The organism is Stenotrophomonas sp. 96582_Sma, assembly GCF_056480905.1.
The window spans coordinates 4,938,534-4,956,437 of record NZ_CM151122.1 but is presented as its reverse complement, the minus strand read 5'-3'; the positions used below and the strand labels follow the sequence as shown (position 1 = coordinate 4,956,437).

10 protein-coding genes and 1 riboswitch are annotated in these 17,904 nt (G+C 66.7%); of the genes, 5 read left to right on the top strand and 5 right to left on the bottom strand.

The window, feature by feature from the left end:
- Positions 1–249: 249 nt before the first annotated feature.
- The 4 genes from ACZK2R_RS23190 (at position 250) to ACZK2R_RS23175 (ending at position 11,804) form a co-directional block, all read left to right on the top strand.
- On the top strand, positions 250–2,046 hold the full coding sequence (locus tag ACZK2R_RS23190) for an autotransporter assembly complex protein TamA (RefSeq protein ID WP_080291770.1): 1,797 nt from the start codon (positions 250–252) through the stop codon (positions 2,044–2,046).
- Complete coding sequence (locus ACZK2R_RS23185) at positions 2,043–5,903, top strand: translocation/assembly module TamB domain-containing protein (protein WP_180838728.1); 3,861 nt, start codon at positions 2,043–2,045, stop codon at positions 5,901–5,903. The genes ACZK2R_RS23190 and ACZK2R_RS23185 overlap by 4 nt, the downstream gene beginning before the upstream one ends.
- Before the next feature lie 171 nt (positions 5,904–6,074).
- Complete coding sequence (locus tag ACZK2R_RS23180) at positions 6,075–8,222, top strand: S46 family peptidase (RefSeq protein ID WP_180837850.1); 2,148 nt, start codon at positions 6,075–6,077, stop codon at positions 8,220–8,222.
- 135 nt (positions 8,223–8,357) lie between these two features.
- The gene (locus ACZK2R_RS23175) at positions 8,358–11,804 is read left to right on the top strand and encodes a hybrid sensor histidine kinase/response regulator (protein ID WP_180837851.1); all 3,447 of its coding nucleotides are present in this window, start codon (positions 8,358–8,360) and stop codon (positions 11,802–11,804) included.
- Positions 11,805–11,904: 100 nt separating this feature from the next.
- Here ACZK2R_RS23175 and ACZK2R_RS23170 read toward each other — a convergent pair whose 3' ends face one another.
- The 5 genes from ACZK2R_RS23170 to acs all read right to left on the bottom strand — a co-directional run bounded on the left by ACZK2R_RS23170 (position 11,905) and on the right by acs (position 16,175).
- Positions 11,905–12,480 (bottom strand): manganese efflux pump MntP, encoded by a 576-nt coding sequence (locus ACZK2R_RS23170; RefSeq protein WP_032128462.1) that lies wholly within the window; start codon positions 12,478–12,480, stop codon positions 11,905–11,907.
- A gap of 88 nt (positions 12,481–12,568) precedes the next feature.
- Positions 12,569–12,658: riboswitch (yybP-ykoY riboswitch) on the bottom strand.
- A 22-nt stretch (positions 12,659–12,680) separates the two neighbouring features.
- The gene (locus ACZK2R_RS23165; RefSeq protein ID WP_260467281.1) at positions 12,681–12,815 is read right to left on the bottom strand and encodes a hypothetical protein; all 135 of its coding nucleotides are present in this window, start codon (positions 12,813–12,815) and stop codon (positions 12,681–12,683) included.
- 89 nt (positions 12,816–12,904) lie between these two features.
- On the bottom strand, positions 12,905–13,276 hold the full coding sequence (locus ACZK2R_RS23160; RefSeq protein WP_125893301.1) for a hypothetical protein: 372 nt from the start codon (positions 13,274–13,276) through the stop codon (positions 12,905–12,907).
- 168 nt (positions 13,277–13,444) lie between these two features.
- Positions 13,445–14,110: a response regulator transcription factor gene (locus ACZK2R_RS23155; RefSeq protein WP_005420420.1), complete on the bottom strand. Its 666-nt coding sequence runs from the start codon at positions 14,108–14,110 to the stop codon at positions 13,445–13,447.
- A 121-nt stretch (positions 14,111–14,231) separates the two neighbouring features.
- On the bottom strand, positions 14,232–16,175 hold the full coding sequence (acs, locus tag ACZK2R_RS23150; protein ID WP_049462254.1) for an acetate--CoA ligase: 1,944 nt from the start codon (positions 16,173–16,175) through the stop codon (positions 14,232–14,234).
- A 245-nt stretch (positions 16,176–16,420) separates the two neighbouring features.
- On the opposite strand from acs, the gene ACZK2R_RS23145 reads away from it, so the two are divergent.
- Positions 16,421–17,848 (top strand): DcaP family trimeric outer membrane transporter, encoded by a 1,428-nt coding sequence (locus tag ACZK2R_RS23145; RefSeq protein WP_125893305.1) that lies wholly within the window; start codon positions 16,421–16,423, stop codon positions 17,846–17,848.
- The last annotated feature ends 56 nt before the right edge of the window (positions 17,849–17,904 follow it).

Here is a 17,904-nt window from a genome sequence, read left to right as displayed (position 1 = left end):
TCCACGCATGGCGTGGATCTACTGGCATTGCCACCGCGCATCGGATCGGTCTGTGGGTTGCCGGCCAGCGGCCGGCACTACCGGATCACCGCTGGCGGATGTCCATCGGGGTCATTGCCGGCATCGCGCACGATGCCGGCATCCTCGGCTGCGATCACGACGATCGCCACAAAGGCGCGTATTTTGACCGCCACTTAACAACCGATCCCGAATGACGTGATGCATTTCGCATCGTCACCGTCGGTCGGTATGCTGTGCCGCATGCAGCCAAAGAAATACGCCCTGCCGCTGATGGTCCTGTCGCTGGCCGCCACCTCCGTGGCCCACGCGCGCGGCACCATCGACAAGGTGGACATCAAGGGATTGGACAAGGGCGACGACGCCGCAATCATCGAGAACATCCAGGAATCGCTGTCGCTGTACGACACGATCGGCAAGGAACAGGGCGAATCGCGCCTGGAGTACCTGCTGTCACAGGCCGAGCGGCAGACCCGCCAGGCACTGGAACCGTTCGGGTACTACAACCCGGTGATCAAGGTCGAGGCGCCGCGCGAGGACGAGCACGTGCGCGTGCTGATCCATGTCGACAAGGGCACCCCGGTGACCGTCCGCCGCGAGCACATCGACATCACCGGGCCGGCGATGTACGACCAGTACCTGCAGGACGATCTGGCCGCGTTCAAGCCGCGCAAGGGCCAGCGTTTCGAACATACGCAGTACGAAGCCAGCAAGATCACCGTCACCCGCCGCCTGGCCGAACGTGGCTATTTCGATGCCGACTACACCCAGCGTCAGGTGCAGATCACCCGTGCCGACAACGCCGCCGACATCGACCTGACCTGGGACAGCGGCCGCCGCTACAACATGGGACCGGTGCGTTTCGAGCAGGACTACTTCGTCGACAAGCTGTTCGATCCGCTGGTGTACTGGGAACAGGGCAGCTACTTCCACGAGGGCAAGCTGGACCGGCTGCGCGAGTCGCTGACCAAGCTGGACTACTTCAGCGTGATCGACATCCAGCCGCGGCCCGACCAGGCCGATGCGAACGGCGAAGTGCCGGTGGATGTGAAGCTGACCCGTGCCAAGCGCACCATCTACACCGCGGGTCTGAGCTACGGCAGCGAAAGTGGCCCGGGTGTGCGCGGTGGCATCGAACGGCGGTGGCTGAACAACCGCGGCCACAAGATGAACACGCAGCTGGACTATGCGCAGAAGCGCAAGAGCCTGGTCACCAGCTACCGCATTCCGGCCTTCAACTGGCTTGATGGCTGGTACACCTTCGCTGCCAGCGCCTACGACGAGCAGACCGACTACATCGACCTGCGCAACTTCAAGCTGATCGCCAGCCGCAGCGGCGAGATCAACGAACACTGGACCGCGATCGCCTCGATCAACGCGCTGCGCGAGCGCTGGCGCTATGCCTCCGGCACCGAATTCACCGACGCGGTCTACAACACGTCGACGCTGGTGTACCCGCAGATGGTCGCCGACTACGTCAACGTCGATGACGAACTGTTCCCGCGCAAGGGCATCAGCGGTACTGCGACGATGCGTGCCGGCGTTGAAGGTGCCGGTTCGGACACCAGCTTCGTGCAGGCCAATGCCGTGCTGCGCTGGTACATCCCGGTGGGCGAAAGCAACCGCCTGATCCTGCGCGGCGAAGGTGGCACCACCTGGACCAGTGATCTGGTGGCGATGCCGCCCAGCCTGCGCTACTTCGCCGGTGGTGACCGCAGCATCCGCGGCTATGCCTATCGCGAGGTGGGCCCGCGGACCCCGGCACCGGACAAGTACGCGCTGGGCGCCAAGAACCTGGTGATCGGCTCGGCCGAGTATGAGCACTACTTCAATGGTGGCCCGTGGGGTGCGGCGGTGTTCGTCGATACCGGCAGCGCCTTCGACAACACCATCGATCTGCATACCGGCGTCGGCTTCGGCGTGCGCTGGAAATCGCCGGTGGGCCCGGTGCGCGTGGATATCGCGCATGGCTTGAACAACCCGGATTCGCAGTTCCAGCTGTACCTCAACATCGGAGCGGACCTGTGAGTACGCCCGCACCCACTCCGAACCCGAGCACGCCGCCGCGCGTGCGCTTCTACCGCCGCCGCCGCTTCTGGGCCTGGTCCGGTGTGGGCGTGCTGGGCCTGGTGCTGCTGGCCCTGCTGGCGGTGTACTGGCTGCTGCAGACCGTGGCCGGCCGTGACGTGCTGCTGGCGCAGGTGGTGGCACGGCTGCCGGTGGGCGCCAGCTTCACCTGGGACAAGGTGGACGGCCCGGTGGCCGGTCCGCTGACCCTGTACAACGTCGACTTCCGCTACGACGACATCCATTTCCACGCCGAGCGCGCCCATCTGGAGCCGGACCTGCGCCCGCTGCTGGGCCGCAAGCTGCTGCTGGACAAGCTGGAGCTGACCAACGCGACGCTGAACCTGGCCAAGAGTGACGAGCCGTTCAAGCTGCCGTCGTGGCCGGATTCGCTGCCGCAGATCGAAATGCCGTTGGCGATCCAGGCCGATGCCATCGCCATCGACGGCTTCCGCATCAGCCAGGCCAACGAGCCGGTGATCGACATCAGTCGCGTGCGCGGCGGCATCGAGATCGCCAATGGCGAGTTCCAGGCACACAAACTGGTGGTGGACAGCGACATGGGCAATTTCACCGCCCAGGGTCGTTACATCCCGGCCAAGGACTACGACACCGATGTGACCGTCACCGCGGTGCTGCCGGCGCCGCGTGGCCGCACGGCCGCCACCGTCGGCCTGGTCGCGCGCGGTGACCTGTCGCACATGGAAGTGGCCGTAGCCGGGCGCGCGCCGAAGCCGCTGCACGCGATGCTGGTGTTCGATGGCCGCACCGATCCGAGCTGGAGCGCCAGCATCCGCAGTGACGAGCTGGATCTGGCGCTGCTGTCGCCGGCACTGGCCAGCTCGGCGATCGCGCCGCTGGCACTGGACTTCACCGCCGCCGGCAAGGGCGGCAACGCCAACCTGCGTGGCAAGGTGAAACAGGGCGATCAGGAACTGGAACTGGCACCGTCGGTGGTGTCGCTGCAGGACCAGGTGCTGAAAGTCTCACCGCTGCTGGTGAAGGGTCTTGGCGGTGAGGCGCGGCTGGAAGGCACCGCCGATTTCAGCCAGGAAGACCAGCAGAAGCTCAACTTCTCGGTGGTCGCACATGACCTGACCTACGTGCCAGCGGCGGACCCGAACACCGCCGGCAGCGCCCCGGTGCCGGTAACCTTGAAGGAAGCACGCTTCGGCCTGGCCGGTACCCTGAAGGCCTGGGCGGCGATCGGCCGCGCCGAGGTCGAGCGCGACGCGCAGAAGGCACAGCTGCACTTCGATGTGCGCGGCAACGATCAGGCCGCGTCGATCCACCAGCTGCAGGCGCAGACCCCGGGTGGCCAGCTGCAGGTGGAAGGCCAGGTGGCGTGGGCACCGCAGCTGGACTGGGATGCCAAGGCCACACTGAAGGACTTCGACCCCGGCTATTTCGTGCCGGGCTGGAATGGCCGCCTGTCCGGCAACCTGGCCTCCAAGGGCCGCCAGCTGCCGCCGCCGGCAAACGCACCGCCGGGTACCGCCGGCACGTTGGAAGCCACGGTCGATCTGCCGTCGCTGAAGGGCGTGCTGCGTCAGCGCAACCTGGACGCGCAGGGCAAGTTCGCGCTGCAGGGCGCGCAGGGCCAGGGTGACCTGAAGCTGTCGCTGGGCAGCAGCCGGGTGACCGCTTCGGGCAAGGTCGGTGACCGCCTCGACATCGATGCGCGTTTCGAACCGCTGCAGCTGAGTGACCTGCTGCCGGGCGCCGATGGCGGCCTGCGTGGTCAGGTACAGGTGAAGGGCCCGCGCGATGCGCCGGACATCACCGCCGACCTGGTCGGCAACAACCTCAACTGGGACGGCTACGGCGCCGAGAGCGTGAGCATCAAGGGCCACCTGCCGTGGCGCGGCGACAGCGGCACGCTGGCGATCCAGGGCCAGCAGGTCAATGCCGGCATGCTGCTGGAACGCTTGAATGTGGATGCGCAGGGCAGTGTCTCCAACCTGCGCCTGGCCGCGCAGACCCGCAATGAGATGGGCGCGATCGAGCTGCAGGGCAGCGTGCGCCAGCAGGGCGCGCAGTGGCGCGGCGAGCTGGCCGCGCTGCGCATCGCACCGGTGAAGGGCGATGCCTGGTCGCTGCGTGCACCGGCGGCGTTCGCGATCAACGGCAGCAACTACACGCTGGGCGAAGCCTGCCTGGCCGCTGCCAGCAGCGGCACACTGTGCGCACAGGCCAACTGGCCGCGCGAGGGCCTGGTGGTGCGCAGTGATGCGCTGCCACTGGCGCTGGTGCAGCCGTGGTTGCCGCCACAGTCCGGCCGTCGCATCTACCTGCGTGGCGATGTCAGCCTGGATGCGCAGATCCGCCCGCGCGGCAACGCCTGGGAAGGCCATGTGGAAGTGCGCTCGAAGGAAGGCGGCGTGCGCCTGGGTGAGAACCGCAATGCCGTGGGGGACACCACCCGTGGCGAGCTGGTGCGCTACGACCAGTTCTCGCTCAAGCTCGACATGACCCCGGCCAGCATCAAGGGCTACCTGGGCATGGGCTTCCAGGGCAACGGCTTCGTCGATGCCAGGATGCAGACCGGTTGGGAAGCCAGCGCGCCGTTGAACGGCGAGCTCTATCTCAACATGTCGCGGCTGTACTGGCTGGAGCTGTTCTCGCCGGACATCGTGCGACCGACCGGCCTGATCGAAGGCCACGTCAGCCTGCGCGGTACGCGTGGCCAGCCCTCGCTGGGCGGTGACGCGCAGCTGAGCAACTTCAAGGGTGAATTCCCGGCGCTGGGCCTGACCTTCGACCAGGGCAAGGGCAGCTTCGTGGCCCAGCCCGACGGTTCGGCCAAGATCACCGCGCAGGCCAACTCCGGCCAGGGCACGCTGTACGTGGATGGTGGCCTGTCGTGGTTCGGCGATGCACAGCCGCTGCAGTTGAAGATCCACGGCGACAACGTGCTGCTGTCCAACACCAGCGAGCTGCGCATCGTCGCCAATCCCAACCTCGACTTCACCCTGGCCAAGGCCGCGATGGAGCTGCGTGGCACCGTGCACGTGCCCGAGGCCGACATCGATCTGGAGCGCCTGGACCGCGGCACCTCGGTGTCCGAAGACGTGGTGGTGCTCGACCCGGCCGATCCGGAAGAGTCGCGTACCTCGCCGCTGGACATGGAGCTGACCGTCAGCCTCGGTGACAAGGTGAAGATGACCGGCTTCGGCCTGAAGGGCGCGCTGACCGGCAAGATGCAGGTCTGGGCCAAGCCTGGCCGCGAGATGACCGCCAATGGCGGGCTGGAAGTGAGTGGCCGCTACAAGGCGTACGGGCAGGACCTGACCATCACCCGCGGCAACCTCACCTGGAACTACAACGCGGTGTCCGACCCGCGCATCAACATCCGTGCCGAGCGCCGGATCGGTGATGTCACTGCTGGTATCGACGTGACCGGGCGTGCGCAGCAGCCGCGTGCGGACGTGTGGTCTGACCCGGCGATGTCGCAGTCCGAAGCCCTGGCTTATCTGGTGCTGGGACGCAGCCTGACCGGCGCCAGCAGCGACCAGACGCAGCAGGTCAATGCGGCCTCGGCGGCATTGTCGGCCGGCAGCGGCCTGCTGGCCTCGCAGCTGGGTGCCAAGCTGGGCCTGGACGATGCCGGCGTGAGCCAGTCGCGCGCGCTGGGTGGCTCGGTGATCGGCGTCGGCAAGTACATCTCGCCCAAGCTGTACGTCGGTTACGGCGTGTCGCTGGTCGGTGCCGGTTCGGTGATCACGCTGAAGTACCTGCTGCGCCGCGGCTTCGATGTGGAAGTGGAATCGAGCACGGTGGAAAACCGTGGGTCGATCAACTGGCGGCGGGAGAAGTAACGATGCGGTAGTGCCGGCCGCTGGCCGGCAACTGCACCGTATCTCCCGAGTTGCGTGGGTTGCCGGCCAGCGGCCGGCACTACCGTGCACGACGCCCCCAACCATCGGCCGTTGCCCCTTCCGCCCCCAGCGGCTATGGTCCCGGGCTGTTCTGTCGTACCGGATTGCCCCATGTCACCACGCAAAGCCCTTCCCACCGCCCTGGCCCTGGGCCTGACCCTCGCCGCCGGCGCCCACGCCGATGAAGGCATGTGGATGCCGACCCAGCTGCCGGAGCTGGCCAAGCCGCTGCAGGCCGCAGGCTTCAAGGGCAATCCGGCCGACCTGGCCAATGTCACCGCACCGCCGCTGAGCGCGGTGGTGCGTGCCGGTGGCGGCACCGGCTCGTTCGTATCGTCGGACGGCCTGCTGCTGACCAACCACCACGTGGCGATGGGCGTGATCCAGTACAACAGCTCGCCCGAGCACGACCTGATCAATGGTGGCTTCATCGCCAAGGACCGCGCCGACGAGCGCCCGGCCAACCCGGACTTCCGCGTGCTGGTCACCGTCGGCTTCGACAAGGTGACCGACCAGGTGCTGGCGCAGGCGCGTGGCAAGACCGGCCGTGCCTACTTCGATGCGGTGGATGCGGCCAGCAAGCAGATCGTGGCCGAGTGCGAGAAGGACGGCAGCGTGCGCTGCTCGGTGGCCAACATGTACTACGGCACCGATTTCTACCGCATCGCGCAGCTGGAACTGAGCGACGTGCGATTGGTCTACGCGCCGCCGCGTGCGATCGGCAACTACGGCGACGAGATCGACAACTTCATGTGGCCGCGCCACACCGGCGACTTCACCCTGCTGCGCGCCTATGTCGGCAAGGACGGCAAGCCGGCCGCGTACAGCAAGGACAACGTGCCCTACCAGGCGCCGGCGCACCTGCAGATGTCGGTGGAAGGTCCGAAGGAAGGTGACTACGCGATGCTGGCCGGTTACCCGGGCATCACCTATCGCCACCGTACCGCGGCCGAATTCGCTGGCCAGATCGATACCGTGCTGCCGCGCCGCGTATCGGTGTTCCAGCAGATGATCGACACCATCGAGGCCGCCAGCGCCAAGGACGCGCAGGCGCGCACCCGCTACGCCTCACAGCTGCAGTCGCTGAAGAACAACCGCAAGCGCGCCGCCGGTGAGCTGGAAGGCCTGTTGCGCAGCGACGCCAAGGCCCAGCGTGCCGCCGACGAGACGGCGATGCTGGCTGCCACCGACCGCAAGTACCAGGGCGACATCAAGGCGCTGCTGACCAACCTGTCGCAGGGTGCGGCGGTGGGCGAGCGTGACCTGCTGCTGGACCAGATGGCCGCACAGAGCCAGCTGCTGCGCTCGGCGCTGCTGCTGGAACGTCTGCGTATCGAATCTGCCAAGCCGGACGCGCAGCGCGAGAGTGGTTTCCAGCAGCGCGACCAGGCGATGATCGAAGGCGTGCTCAAGCAGGTCCAGCGCCGTTACGCGCCGGAGGTCGAGAAGGCGCTGCTGACCACCCTGCTGACCCGTTACCAGCAGCTGCCGGACGCGCAGCGCGTGGCCGAGTTCGATACGGCCTTCGGCCGTACCCCGGAGCAGCTGGCGAAGGCACTGGACACCCTGTACGCCGGCACCCAGCTGGGTGAGGAGGCACAGCGCCTGTCCCGTTTCGCTGCTGCGCGCGAAGGCAAGGCGCTGGCTGCCGATCCGCTGATCACCGTGGCCGCCCCGCTGGTGGCCGCGCAGCTGCGCATCGAGAACGAAAGCAAGACCCGCGAAGGCGAGCAGCTGCGCCTGCGCCCGGCCTACATGCAGGCGCTGTTCGCCTGGCGTGCCAAGCAGGGCCGCGCGGTGTACCCGGATGCCAACCGCACCCTGCGCATCAGCTACGGCAAGGTCGAAGCGCTGCATCCGCGCGACGGCGTGACCTACTCGCCGGTGACCACCGTGGTCGGCATCGTCGAGAAGAACACCAACGCCTATCCGTTCGATGCGCCGAAGCCGCTGCTGGCCGCGATCGCCAAGGGTGACTTCGGCAGCACCGCCGACCCGGCGCTGAAGACCCAGACGGTCAACTTCCTGACCAACCTGGATACCACCGGCGGCAACTCCGGCTCGCCGGTGCTCAACGCCAAGGGCGAACTGATCGGCCTGAACTTCGACAGCAACTGGGAATCGGTCAGCGCCAGCTGGTGGTTCGACCCGCGCTACAAGCGCGCCGTGCACGTGGACATGCGCTACCTGCGCTGGCTGCTGGCCAAGGTCTACCCGGCGCCGGAACTGCTGAAGGAAATGGGCGTGCCGGCCCAGTAAGAAGCCGGCCGCGACCAATGGTCGTGGCCCGCACCGCGTAGGCCCCCACCTTGGTGGGGGTGGTTGTCCCCAACGAGCCCGCACCCCCGGCCACGCCTGGCCTACACTGCGGGTTCTTCCGACGGAAACGCGCGCGTGGTCTCCAGCTGGATCCTGCTGCTGGTCTCGGTTGCCTATGCCGCGCTGCTGTTCGGCGTGGCGTGGTGGGGTGACCGTCGGCCGATGTACCCCGACCGGCCGTGGCTGCGGCCGGTGGTCTACAGCCTGGCACTGGCCGTGTACTGTTCGTCGTGGACGTTCTACGGTGCGGTCGGTACCGCCTTGCGCAACGGCGTGGGCTACCTGCCGATCTATATCGGTCCGTTGCTGCTGCTGTTGTTCGGCTGGCGCATCATCGAGCGCCTGGCGCTGATCGCACGCAGCCAGAACGTGGTGTCCATCGCCGACTTCATCTCTTCGCGCTTCGGTCGCTCGCGGCGGCTGGCGGCGCTGGTTGCGATCATCGCGCTGATCGGCATCATTCCGTACCTGGCCCTGCAGTACAAAGCAGTGGCGATGAGCCTGCAGGTACTGACCGGCAACACCGGCCCCACTGGCTTCTTCACCGATCCCGCGCTGTACGTGGCGCTGCTGATGGCGTTGTTCGCCACCCTGTTCGGTACCCGCCAGGTCGATGCCACCGAACACCATCACGGCATGATGCTGGCGATCGCCTTCGAATCGGTGATCAAGCTGTTGGCGATGCTGGCCGTGGGCGTGTTCGCCTACCTGTGGCTGAGCAACCGCACCGACGCGGTGGTTGAATCGGTGCATACGCTGTTCACCGGCCTGCCGCCGGTGGGCTTCATCTCGCAGACCCTGCTCAGCTTCCTCGCCATCATCTGCCTGCCGCGCCAGTTCCACGTGGCCGTGGTCGAGTGCGGCGATGTGCGCGATGTGCGCCGCGCGCGCTGGATGTTCGGCGGCTACCTGGTGCTGATCTCGGGCATGGTGCTGCCGATCGCCACCGCCGGCGTGACCCTGTTCGGTACCGGCGGCAGCGTCGCCGACGACTCGATGGTGCTGGCCCTGCCGCTGGCCGAAGGCCGCAATGCGCTGGCGTTGATCGCCTATGTGGGCGGCTTCTCGGCGGCCACCGGCATGGTGATCGTGTCGTCGATCGCGCTGGCCACCATGGTCAGCAACGATCTGGTGATGCCGGTGCTGCTGCGTCGCAGTGGCGACCATCAGGAGGCCGCCGACGTCGCCTCGCGCGTGCTGTGGATCCGCCGCCTGGCGATCCTGCTGCTGGCGCTGATGGCCTACAGCTACTACCGCACCAGCAGCAACGACAGCACGCTGGCCTCGTACGGCCTGATGGCGTTCGCGGCGGTGGCGCAGTTCGCGCCCGGCCTGATCGGCGGCCTATACTGGCGCGGTGCCAGCCGGCGCGGCGTCGAGGTGGGCATGCTGCTCGGCTTCGCCACCTGGCTTTACACCCTGCTGCTGCCTGCGATGACGATGGCCGGCTGGGTCGATGCTGGCTGGGTGCAGCACGGCCCGTTCGGCATCGAGTGGCTGCGCCCGCAGCAGCTGTTCGGCATGACCGGCTGGGACCCGCTGACCCACGGCACCTTCTGGTCGCTGCTGGTCAACGCGGCGACGATGATGCTGGTGTCCGCGCGCTGGCGGCCCGGTGTCGACGAGCGGCTTCGCGCCGCGCCGTTCCTCGATCCGTATGCCGAGCGTCCGTCGGTGGCCGGTGGCTGGCCCGGTCACGTGCACGTGGGTGACCTGCTGGCACTGGCCTCGCGCGTGGTTGGCGAGCGCCATGCGCGGCGTTCGTTCTTCGAGCAGGCGCAGTCGCTGGGCCGCGAGCTGCAATCCTCGGCGCCCGCGGACCGGCCGTGGGTGCAGTTCACCGAGCGCCTGCTGGCCGCCTCGATCGGTGCGGCGTCGGCACGCCTGCTGCTGACCAGCCTGCTGCGTGGCTCGGGCATGGATCTGGGCGAAGTGGTGGCCGTGCTGGACGAAGCCGGGCAGGAGCTGCGCTTCAACCGCGAAATCCTGTCGACCACGCTGGAGAACATCAGCGCCGGGGTCAGCGTGGTCGATCCGGACATGCGGCTGACCGCATGGAATCGCCGCTACCAGGACATGTTCGGCTACCCCGACGGCATGCTCTACGTGGGCCGCCCGGTGGCCGACCTGATCCGCTACAACGCGGAGCGCGGCGAGCTGGGCGAGGGTGATATCGAAGTGCAGATCAACCGCCGCATCGGTTACATGCGTGCCGGTTCACCGCATGTGTTCGAGCGCACCCGCAGCGATGGCAAGGTGATCGAGATGCGTGGCCAGGCGCTGCCCGGCGGCGGTTACGTGACCAGCTACAACGACATCACCGACTACAAGCACGCGGAAAAAGCACTGCTGGAAGCCAACGAGACGCTGGAACAGCGCGTGGCCGAGCGCTCGCATGAGGCCGAGGTCGCGCAGCAGTCGAAGACCCGTTTCCTGGCGGCGATCAGCCACGACGTGCTGCAGCCGTTGAACGCGGCGCGCCTGTTCGCCTCGGCACTGCGCGACAGTGATCACGTGAGTGACGAGCAGAAGCATCTGGCCGAGCGTGTGGACGCTTCGTTGCGTGCGGCCGAAGAGCTGCTCGATGGCCTGCTGGATGTGTCGCGGCTGGATGCCGGCGGCCTGCATCCGGTGATCGGCGAGTTCGACGTGAGCGCATTGATGCGCGAACTGGCCGCGCAGTACACCCCGGTCGCCGCCGGCCGTGGCCTGCGCCTGGACCTGTTCGCGCGCCCGGCATGGGTGCGCAGTGACCGCCGCCTGCTGCGCCGCGTGCTGCAGAACTTCCTGGCCAATGCGCTGCGCTACACCCGCCAGGGTCGCATCGTGCTGGCCGTGCGCCAACGCGGCGACGAAGTGGAGCTGCAGGTATGGGATACCGGTCCCGGCATTCCCGAGCACCACATGCGGCAGATCTTCGACGAGTTCCATCGCTACCAGCAGCCGTTCGACTGGGGTGAACAGGGGCTGGGCCTGGGCTTGTCGATCTGCCAGCGCATCTCCCGCCTGCTCGACCATCGCCTCAACGCGCGCAGCCGGGTTGGCAAGGGGTCGATGTTCTCGATCATCCTGCCGCGGGTGGCGCCGCTGCCGGGCTACACAGAGCTGGTCACACCTGCACAGAACGTAGCCGCACCAGTGCGCAGCGATTCGCTGGCCGGCCTGCGCGTGCTGTGCGTGGACAACGACGAAGAGATCCTCGATGGCATGCGCGCGTTGCTGGGCCGCTGGCAGGTGCAGGTGATCACCGCTGCCACCGTCGACCAGGCGCTGGAGAAGATTGCCGAGCGCCCGCAGGTGATGCTGGTGGATTACCACCTGCACGACCGCATGGACGGCCTGGATGCGCTGGTAGCGCTGCGCGAGGCGGCCGGTTACCCGCTGCCGGGCGCACTGCTGACCGCCGATGGTCGCGACGAGCTGAAGCGGATGGCGCGCGAACGCGGCTACCGCGTGCTGACCAAGCCGATCAAGCCGGCCTCGCTGCGCGCCTTCCTGGGCGCGCTGCGCGATGCGCAGTAGTGCCTGCCGCCCGGCGGTAGATCCACGCCATGCGTGGATGTGATGCACTGGTAGTGCCGGCCGCTGGCCGGCAACCACGCAATCGCTCGCCTCCGGCAAGTTACCCCAGGCCGTGCAGGTGTTCGTACAGGATCGTCGCGCCGATGATCACCAGGATCACGCCGCCGATGATCTCGGCACGCTTGCCGACCATGCTGCCCAGCACGCGGCCGAGCATGATGCCGACAGTGACCATGGTCAGCGTGCACAGGCCGATGACCGCTGCCATCACGCCGATATGCACGTCCATGAAAGCCAGGCCGATGCCCACCGCCATCGCGTCGATGCTGGTGGCGAATCCGGTCAGCGCCAGCTTCCAGAACCCGTGGTGCTGCGAGGGGTCTTCGTCTTCGTCGGCACTGTCCGGGCGCAGGCCGTTGTAGATCATGTGGATGCCCAGCGCGCCGAGCAGGCCGAAGGCGATCCAGTGGTCGAAGGCTTCGACGTACTGCAGGGCGGCGCGGCCGAGCAGCCAGCCGATGATGGGCGTGATCGCCTCGATGACGCCGAAGATGATGCCGGCACGCAGTGCGTCGCGGAACACCGGCTTGCGCATGGCCGCACCCTTGCCGATCGCCGCGGCGAAGGCATCGGTGGACATGGCAAAGCCGATCAGGAGGATCGAAATGGGGGACATGGGCGGCGGCTGAGGTCGGGCTAGGACGGACGCACGGCCTGCGCTCGCGCCCAACCTGACGTTGCGCGCGCGGGCCGCTGGTCTCGCCAACCATCATGGTTGTCCACGCCACGGCGCACTGGCCGAGTATGTTGACGTGGACGATTCCTGCGTAGGAATCCGGCTACTCCCCAAGGGGACGCGCAGCTTAGCATCGCGATTCACGCGCGGCGCATTTCCAGCGAAACGCGCAGGCAGGGCTGGTTTGTATAGCGATGGCTATATCGAGAGCGCAGCGGTGCCTGGTAGTGCCGGCCGCTGGCCGGCAGGTGCACCATCAAAAGCGTGCCAAGCAAGCTTGGCACCTACCGGAGCAGTGCCTGATGGTGCTGTGCCATGCCTGGAGGCCTGGGACCATCCGGACAGCCTTCGCGAACGAAAGCGATCAACGTGCGGATACTTTCGATTCTGTTGAGGGCAGGGTGAGAGGTTGCTCATCGGCTGGGCGGGTCATTGAACTGATCTGGAACTGACACCAGTCACCCATGATCTGCAGATTCGCAACCCGCTGCGGATCGTCCTCCCCGCTGGGCCCCACTGCACGAATGCGCAATGCAGCGATGCTTCTCTCGAGATCGTCGACATGGGTGAACAACTGCTCATTGGCTGCATATTCAAGATCGGCGAAGAGCCGCTGGTACCTTGAATAGCCGAGATCAGGCATGAACCTGCCACTCACGCGCCAGGATTCATATCGGAAGCACTGGACTACACCAATCTTCAAGCCGTCGGTATCGATCAGTGTCCAGGTGTCCATCGTTCCGGGCGGGAAGTTGGAACTTCCAGCTTGAGACCGAATCCATCATCCCGCCAGAGCTGATTGCGTCATCGGCGGGGCTGGGCAAAAGTGCCAAGCAAGCCTGGCACCTACCGAAGCGATTTCAGGCGGCTTCAGGCCAATGCCGGCCAGCGGCCGGCACTACCTTCAGTCTTCTTCCGGCGGCAGCACGATGGCGTCGTCGTCGATCGCCAGCTTGCCGGCCATCAGCACGGCCTGGGTGCGGTTGGTCACGCCCAGCTTGCGCAGGATGGCGGTGACGTGGGCCTTGATCGTCGCTTCGGACACGTTGAGGTCGTAGGCGATCTGCTTGTTCAAGCGGCCGGCGCCGAGCATCTGCAGAACGCGGAACTGCTGCGGGGTCAGCTCGCGCAGGCGCTGGCCGACTTCGCGTTCCTCGCTGCCGGTGGGCGGCACGTTGTGCGCTTCCGGCGGCGCCCAGGTCTCGCCATCGAGGATGGTGCCCAGTGCGTGGCCGATGGTGTCCGAATCCGCAGACTTCGGAATGAAGCCCAGCGCGCCATGGTCGAGCGCGCGGCGCATCACCGTGGCTTCTTCGCGCGCGGACACCACCACCACCGGCAGCTGCGGATGCAGCGAGCGCATGTGCACCAGCGCGTTGAAACCCTGCGCACCGGGCATGTTGAGATCCATCAGGACCAGGTCGGCGTCGTTGTGCTGGTCGGCCAGCGCGTACAGCGCTTCCACGCTGTCGGCTTCGAACAGCTGCACGCCGGGGATGACCCGCTGTACCGCCCCACGCAGGGCTTCGCGGAACAGCGGGTGGTCATCGGCAATCAGGAGGGTGGTCATGGGTCGAGCTTATCGATCAGGAAAAAGAGCGACGTGATGGCAGGTGCAGGACGGGTCGGACACGGCCGGGTCCCTCCTCCCGGCCACGTCCCTGGCGCGTCCTGCGCCTGCGGTCACGCCATCAGCGCACCTTGCGCTCGTCCACCAGCGACGCCACCACCGACGGATCGGCCAGGGTCGAGGTGTCGCCAAGCTGGTCCGGTGCGTTCTCGGCGATCTTGCGCAGGATGCGGCGCATGATCTTGCCCGAGCGGGTCTTCGGCAGGCCCGGCGCCCACTGCAGGTGGTCCGGCGTGGCGATCGGGCCGATCTCCTTGCGTACCCAGGCGACCAGTTCCTTCTGCAGCTCGTCGCTCGGCGCCTCTTCGGCCACCAGGGTGACGTAGGCGTAGATGCCCTGGCCCTTCACGTCGTGCGGGAAGCCGACCACGGCCGCTTCGGCCACCTTCGGGTGCGAGACCAGCGCGCTTTCCACTTCGGCGGTGCCGATGCGGTGGCCGGACACGTTGATCACATCGTCCACGCGGCCGGTGATCCAGTAGTAGCCATCTTCGTCGCGGCGGCAACCGTCGCCGGTGAAGTAGCTGCCCGGGTAGGTGCGGAAATAGGTATCGATGAAACGCTGGTGGTCGCCGTACACCGTGCGCATCTGGCCCGGCCAGGAATCACGGATGATCAGGTTGCCCTCGGTCGGGCCGTCCTGGATCTCGCCATCGGCATTGACCAGCGCCGGCTGCACGCCGAAGAAGGGCAGGGTGGCCGAGCCCGGCTTGAGGTCCATCGCGCCGGCCAGCGGCGAGATCAGGATGCCGCCGGTTTCGGTCTGCCACCAGGTATCGACGATCGGGCAGCGGCTGTCGCCGACCACTTCGTAGTACCAGCGCCAGGCTTCCGGATTGATCGGCTCGCCGACGCTGCCGAGCAGGCGCAGCGACGCGCGCGAGGTCTTCTTCACCGGCTCTTCGCCTTCGCGCATCAGTGCGCGGATGGCGGTCGGGGCGGTGTAGAAGATGCTCACCTTGTGCTTGTCGATGACGTTCCAGAAGCGCGAGGTGTCGGGGTAGTTCGGCACGCCTTCGAACATCAGCGAGGTCGCGCCGTTGGCCAGCGGGCCGTACACGATGTAGCTGTGGCCGGTGACCCAGCCGACGTCGGCGGTGCACCAGTAGATGTCGTCCTCGCGCAGGTCGAACACCGCTTCATGGGTGTACGCCGCGTACAGCAGGTAGCCGCCGGTGGTGTGCAGCACGCCCTTCGGCTTGCCGGTGGAACCGGAGGTGTAGAGGATGAACAGCGGGTCTTCCGCGTTCATGCGTTCCGGCTCGCAGGTGGCCGGCTGGCTGTCCACCACATCGTGGAACCAGCGGTCGCGCGGCGCCTGCATGTCGACCGCGCCGCCGGTGTGACGCACCACCAGCACGGTTTCCACGGTATTGGTGCCGGGCAGCTTCAGCGCAGCATCGACGTTGGCCTTCAGCGGAATCCTGCGGCCACCGCGCAGGCCCTCGTCGGCGGTGATGATCAGCTTGCTCTGGCAGTCGCTGACGCGGTCGGCGATCGAGTTCGGTGCGAAGCCACCGAACACTACCGAGTGGATCGCACCGATGCGCGCACAGGCCAGCATGGCCACGGCGGCGTCGACGATCATCGGCAGGTAGATGGTGACCCGGTCGCCCTTCTTGACCCCGAGGTTGCGCAGCGCATTGCCGAGGCGGCAGGTGCGCTCGTACAGCTCGCGGTAGGTCACGTGCTGGGCCGGTGCATCCGGGCCATCCGGCTCGAACAGCAGGGCGGTCTTGTCGCCACGCTTCTCCAGCTGGCGGTCCAGGCAGTTCACGCTGGCATTGAGCTCGCCATCTTCGAACCACTTGATGTGGAAATCGGACAGGTCGTAGCTGACGTTCTTGATCTTCGTCGGCTTGCGCATCCACTCCAGGCGCTCGGCGGCCTTGCCCCAGAAACCATCCGGGTCGGTCACCGAAGCCTGGTACTGCTGTTCGTACGACGTCTTGTCGATGCGTGCCTTGGCGGCGAACTGCGGATCGACGGGGTAGATATCAGCCATGGCACCCTCACTTGCACGTTGACTTTGTATGTGCGGTCGCAGCATCGCAGCGACCGATCCCCTTCAGTTTGCCCCATCCACCCCCGGCCGCGTCACCACTCTGGTTAGACCATGGTCGAAAGTGAGCGCCCAGCAGGGCCGGGTTCGACCAATGGCGAATAGCCGCTATACATAATCGCCCCGCAGTCTCGGCTCGACCGTGCCCCACGCGCGGCATCACCTTGCCACTTGGGAGAGAGGGCAACATGAGCCACCGTACGTTGAAAGCCGTGCGCAAACCTTTGGCGGCCTGCCTGTTGGTCGCCCTGGTCGCACCGGGCATGGCGTTCGCTGAGACCGCCAAAGAGAAAGCGCTGGAAGCACGCGTTGCCGAACTGGAACGCCAGGTCCAGCTGCTGCTGTCTTCGCAGCAACAACAACAGACCCAGATCAGCCAGACCCAGCAGGCGGTGACCGAAGTCCGCACGGTGCAGGCCGAGCAGAAGCCGGTCGCCTCGGTGCCGGCCGGCAAGCAGCCGATCCAGGTCACCACCATCACCCCGGGCGCCGCACCGGGTACCACGGTCAAGATCGGCGGCTTCATCAAGGCCGATTTCCTCGCCACCCAGACCAGCGATGGCCAGCTGGCCGACGACGCCACCGGCCGCTCGCTGTACCTGCCGGGCCAGACCCCGGTGGAAGGCGCCGGCGGCAGCGGCAAGCGTTCGGGTACCGATTTCAACGCCCACGCCAAGTTCTCGCGCTTCAACCTGGGCATCGACAACGTGAGCGAATCGGGCAACAAGGCCGGTGCGTTCTTCGAGATGGACTTCTTCGGCAACTCGCTGGGCAACCAGACCGCGACCAATACCTACGGTGTGACCCTGCGCCACGCCTACATGTACTGGAACAACTGGATGGCCGGCCAGACCTGGTCCAACTTCATGGACGCGGCCGCACTGCCGGAAGCGGTCGACTTCGTCGGTCCCACCGACGGCGTGATCTTCGTGCGCCAGGCCCAGGTGCGCTACACCCAGGGTGGCTTCAGCGTCGCGCTGGAAAACCCGGAAACCACCACCCTCACCGGTACCCGCAACCCGGTCACCGGCGCCTGGACCAACGCCAGCGCCAACTCCGATCGTGGCAGCCTGCCTGATCTGACCATGCGCTATGGCTGGAAGGGCGACTGGGGCACCTTCGGTGTCGGCGGCATCATCCGCCAGCTGAAGGTCGACAACCAGGCCACCGGCGCCAAGGCCGACAAGGTGGCCGGCGGCCTGACCCTGGGCGGCAAGTGGGTGATGGGCGACAGCGATTCGCTGCACTACCAGCTGACCGGCGGCGAAGGCATCGCCCGCTACATCGGCCTGGGCATCACCGCCGATAGTGCCTACGACGTGGCCCGCGACGAGCTCAACCCGACCGGCGTGCTGGCCGGCTACGTGGGCTGGCGGCATGCGTTCTCGCCGAAGCTGCGCACCAACCTGATCTACGCGCGCAGCGACTACGACAACGACAGCATCCTCGGCCCGCTGGTGACCAAGAGCGTGCAGAGCATCCGCGGCAACATCTTCTATTCGCCGCTGCCCAAGGTCGATATCGGCGCCGAGCTGATGTACGGCCGTCGCGAAGTGGAGAACGGCAACAAGGGTGACATCACCCGGTTGCAGTTCACCACGAAGTACAGCTTCTAAGAGCGTGCCGGCCAGCGGCCGGCACCTACCGAATTGTGTGCCGACCAACGGTCGGC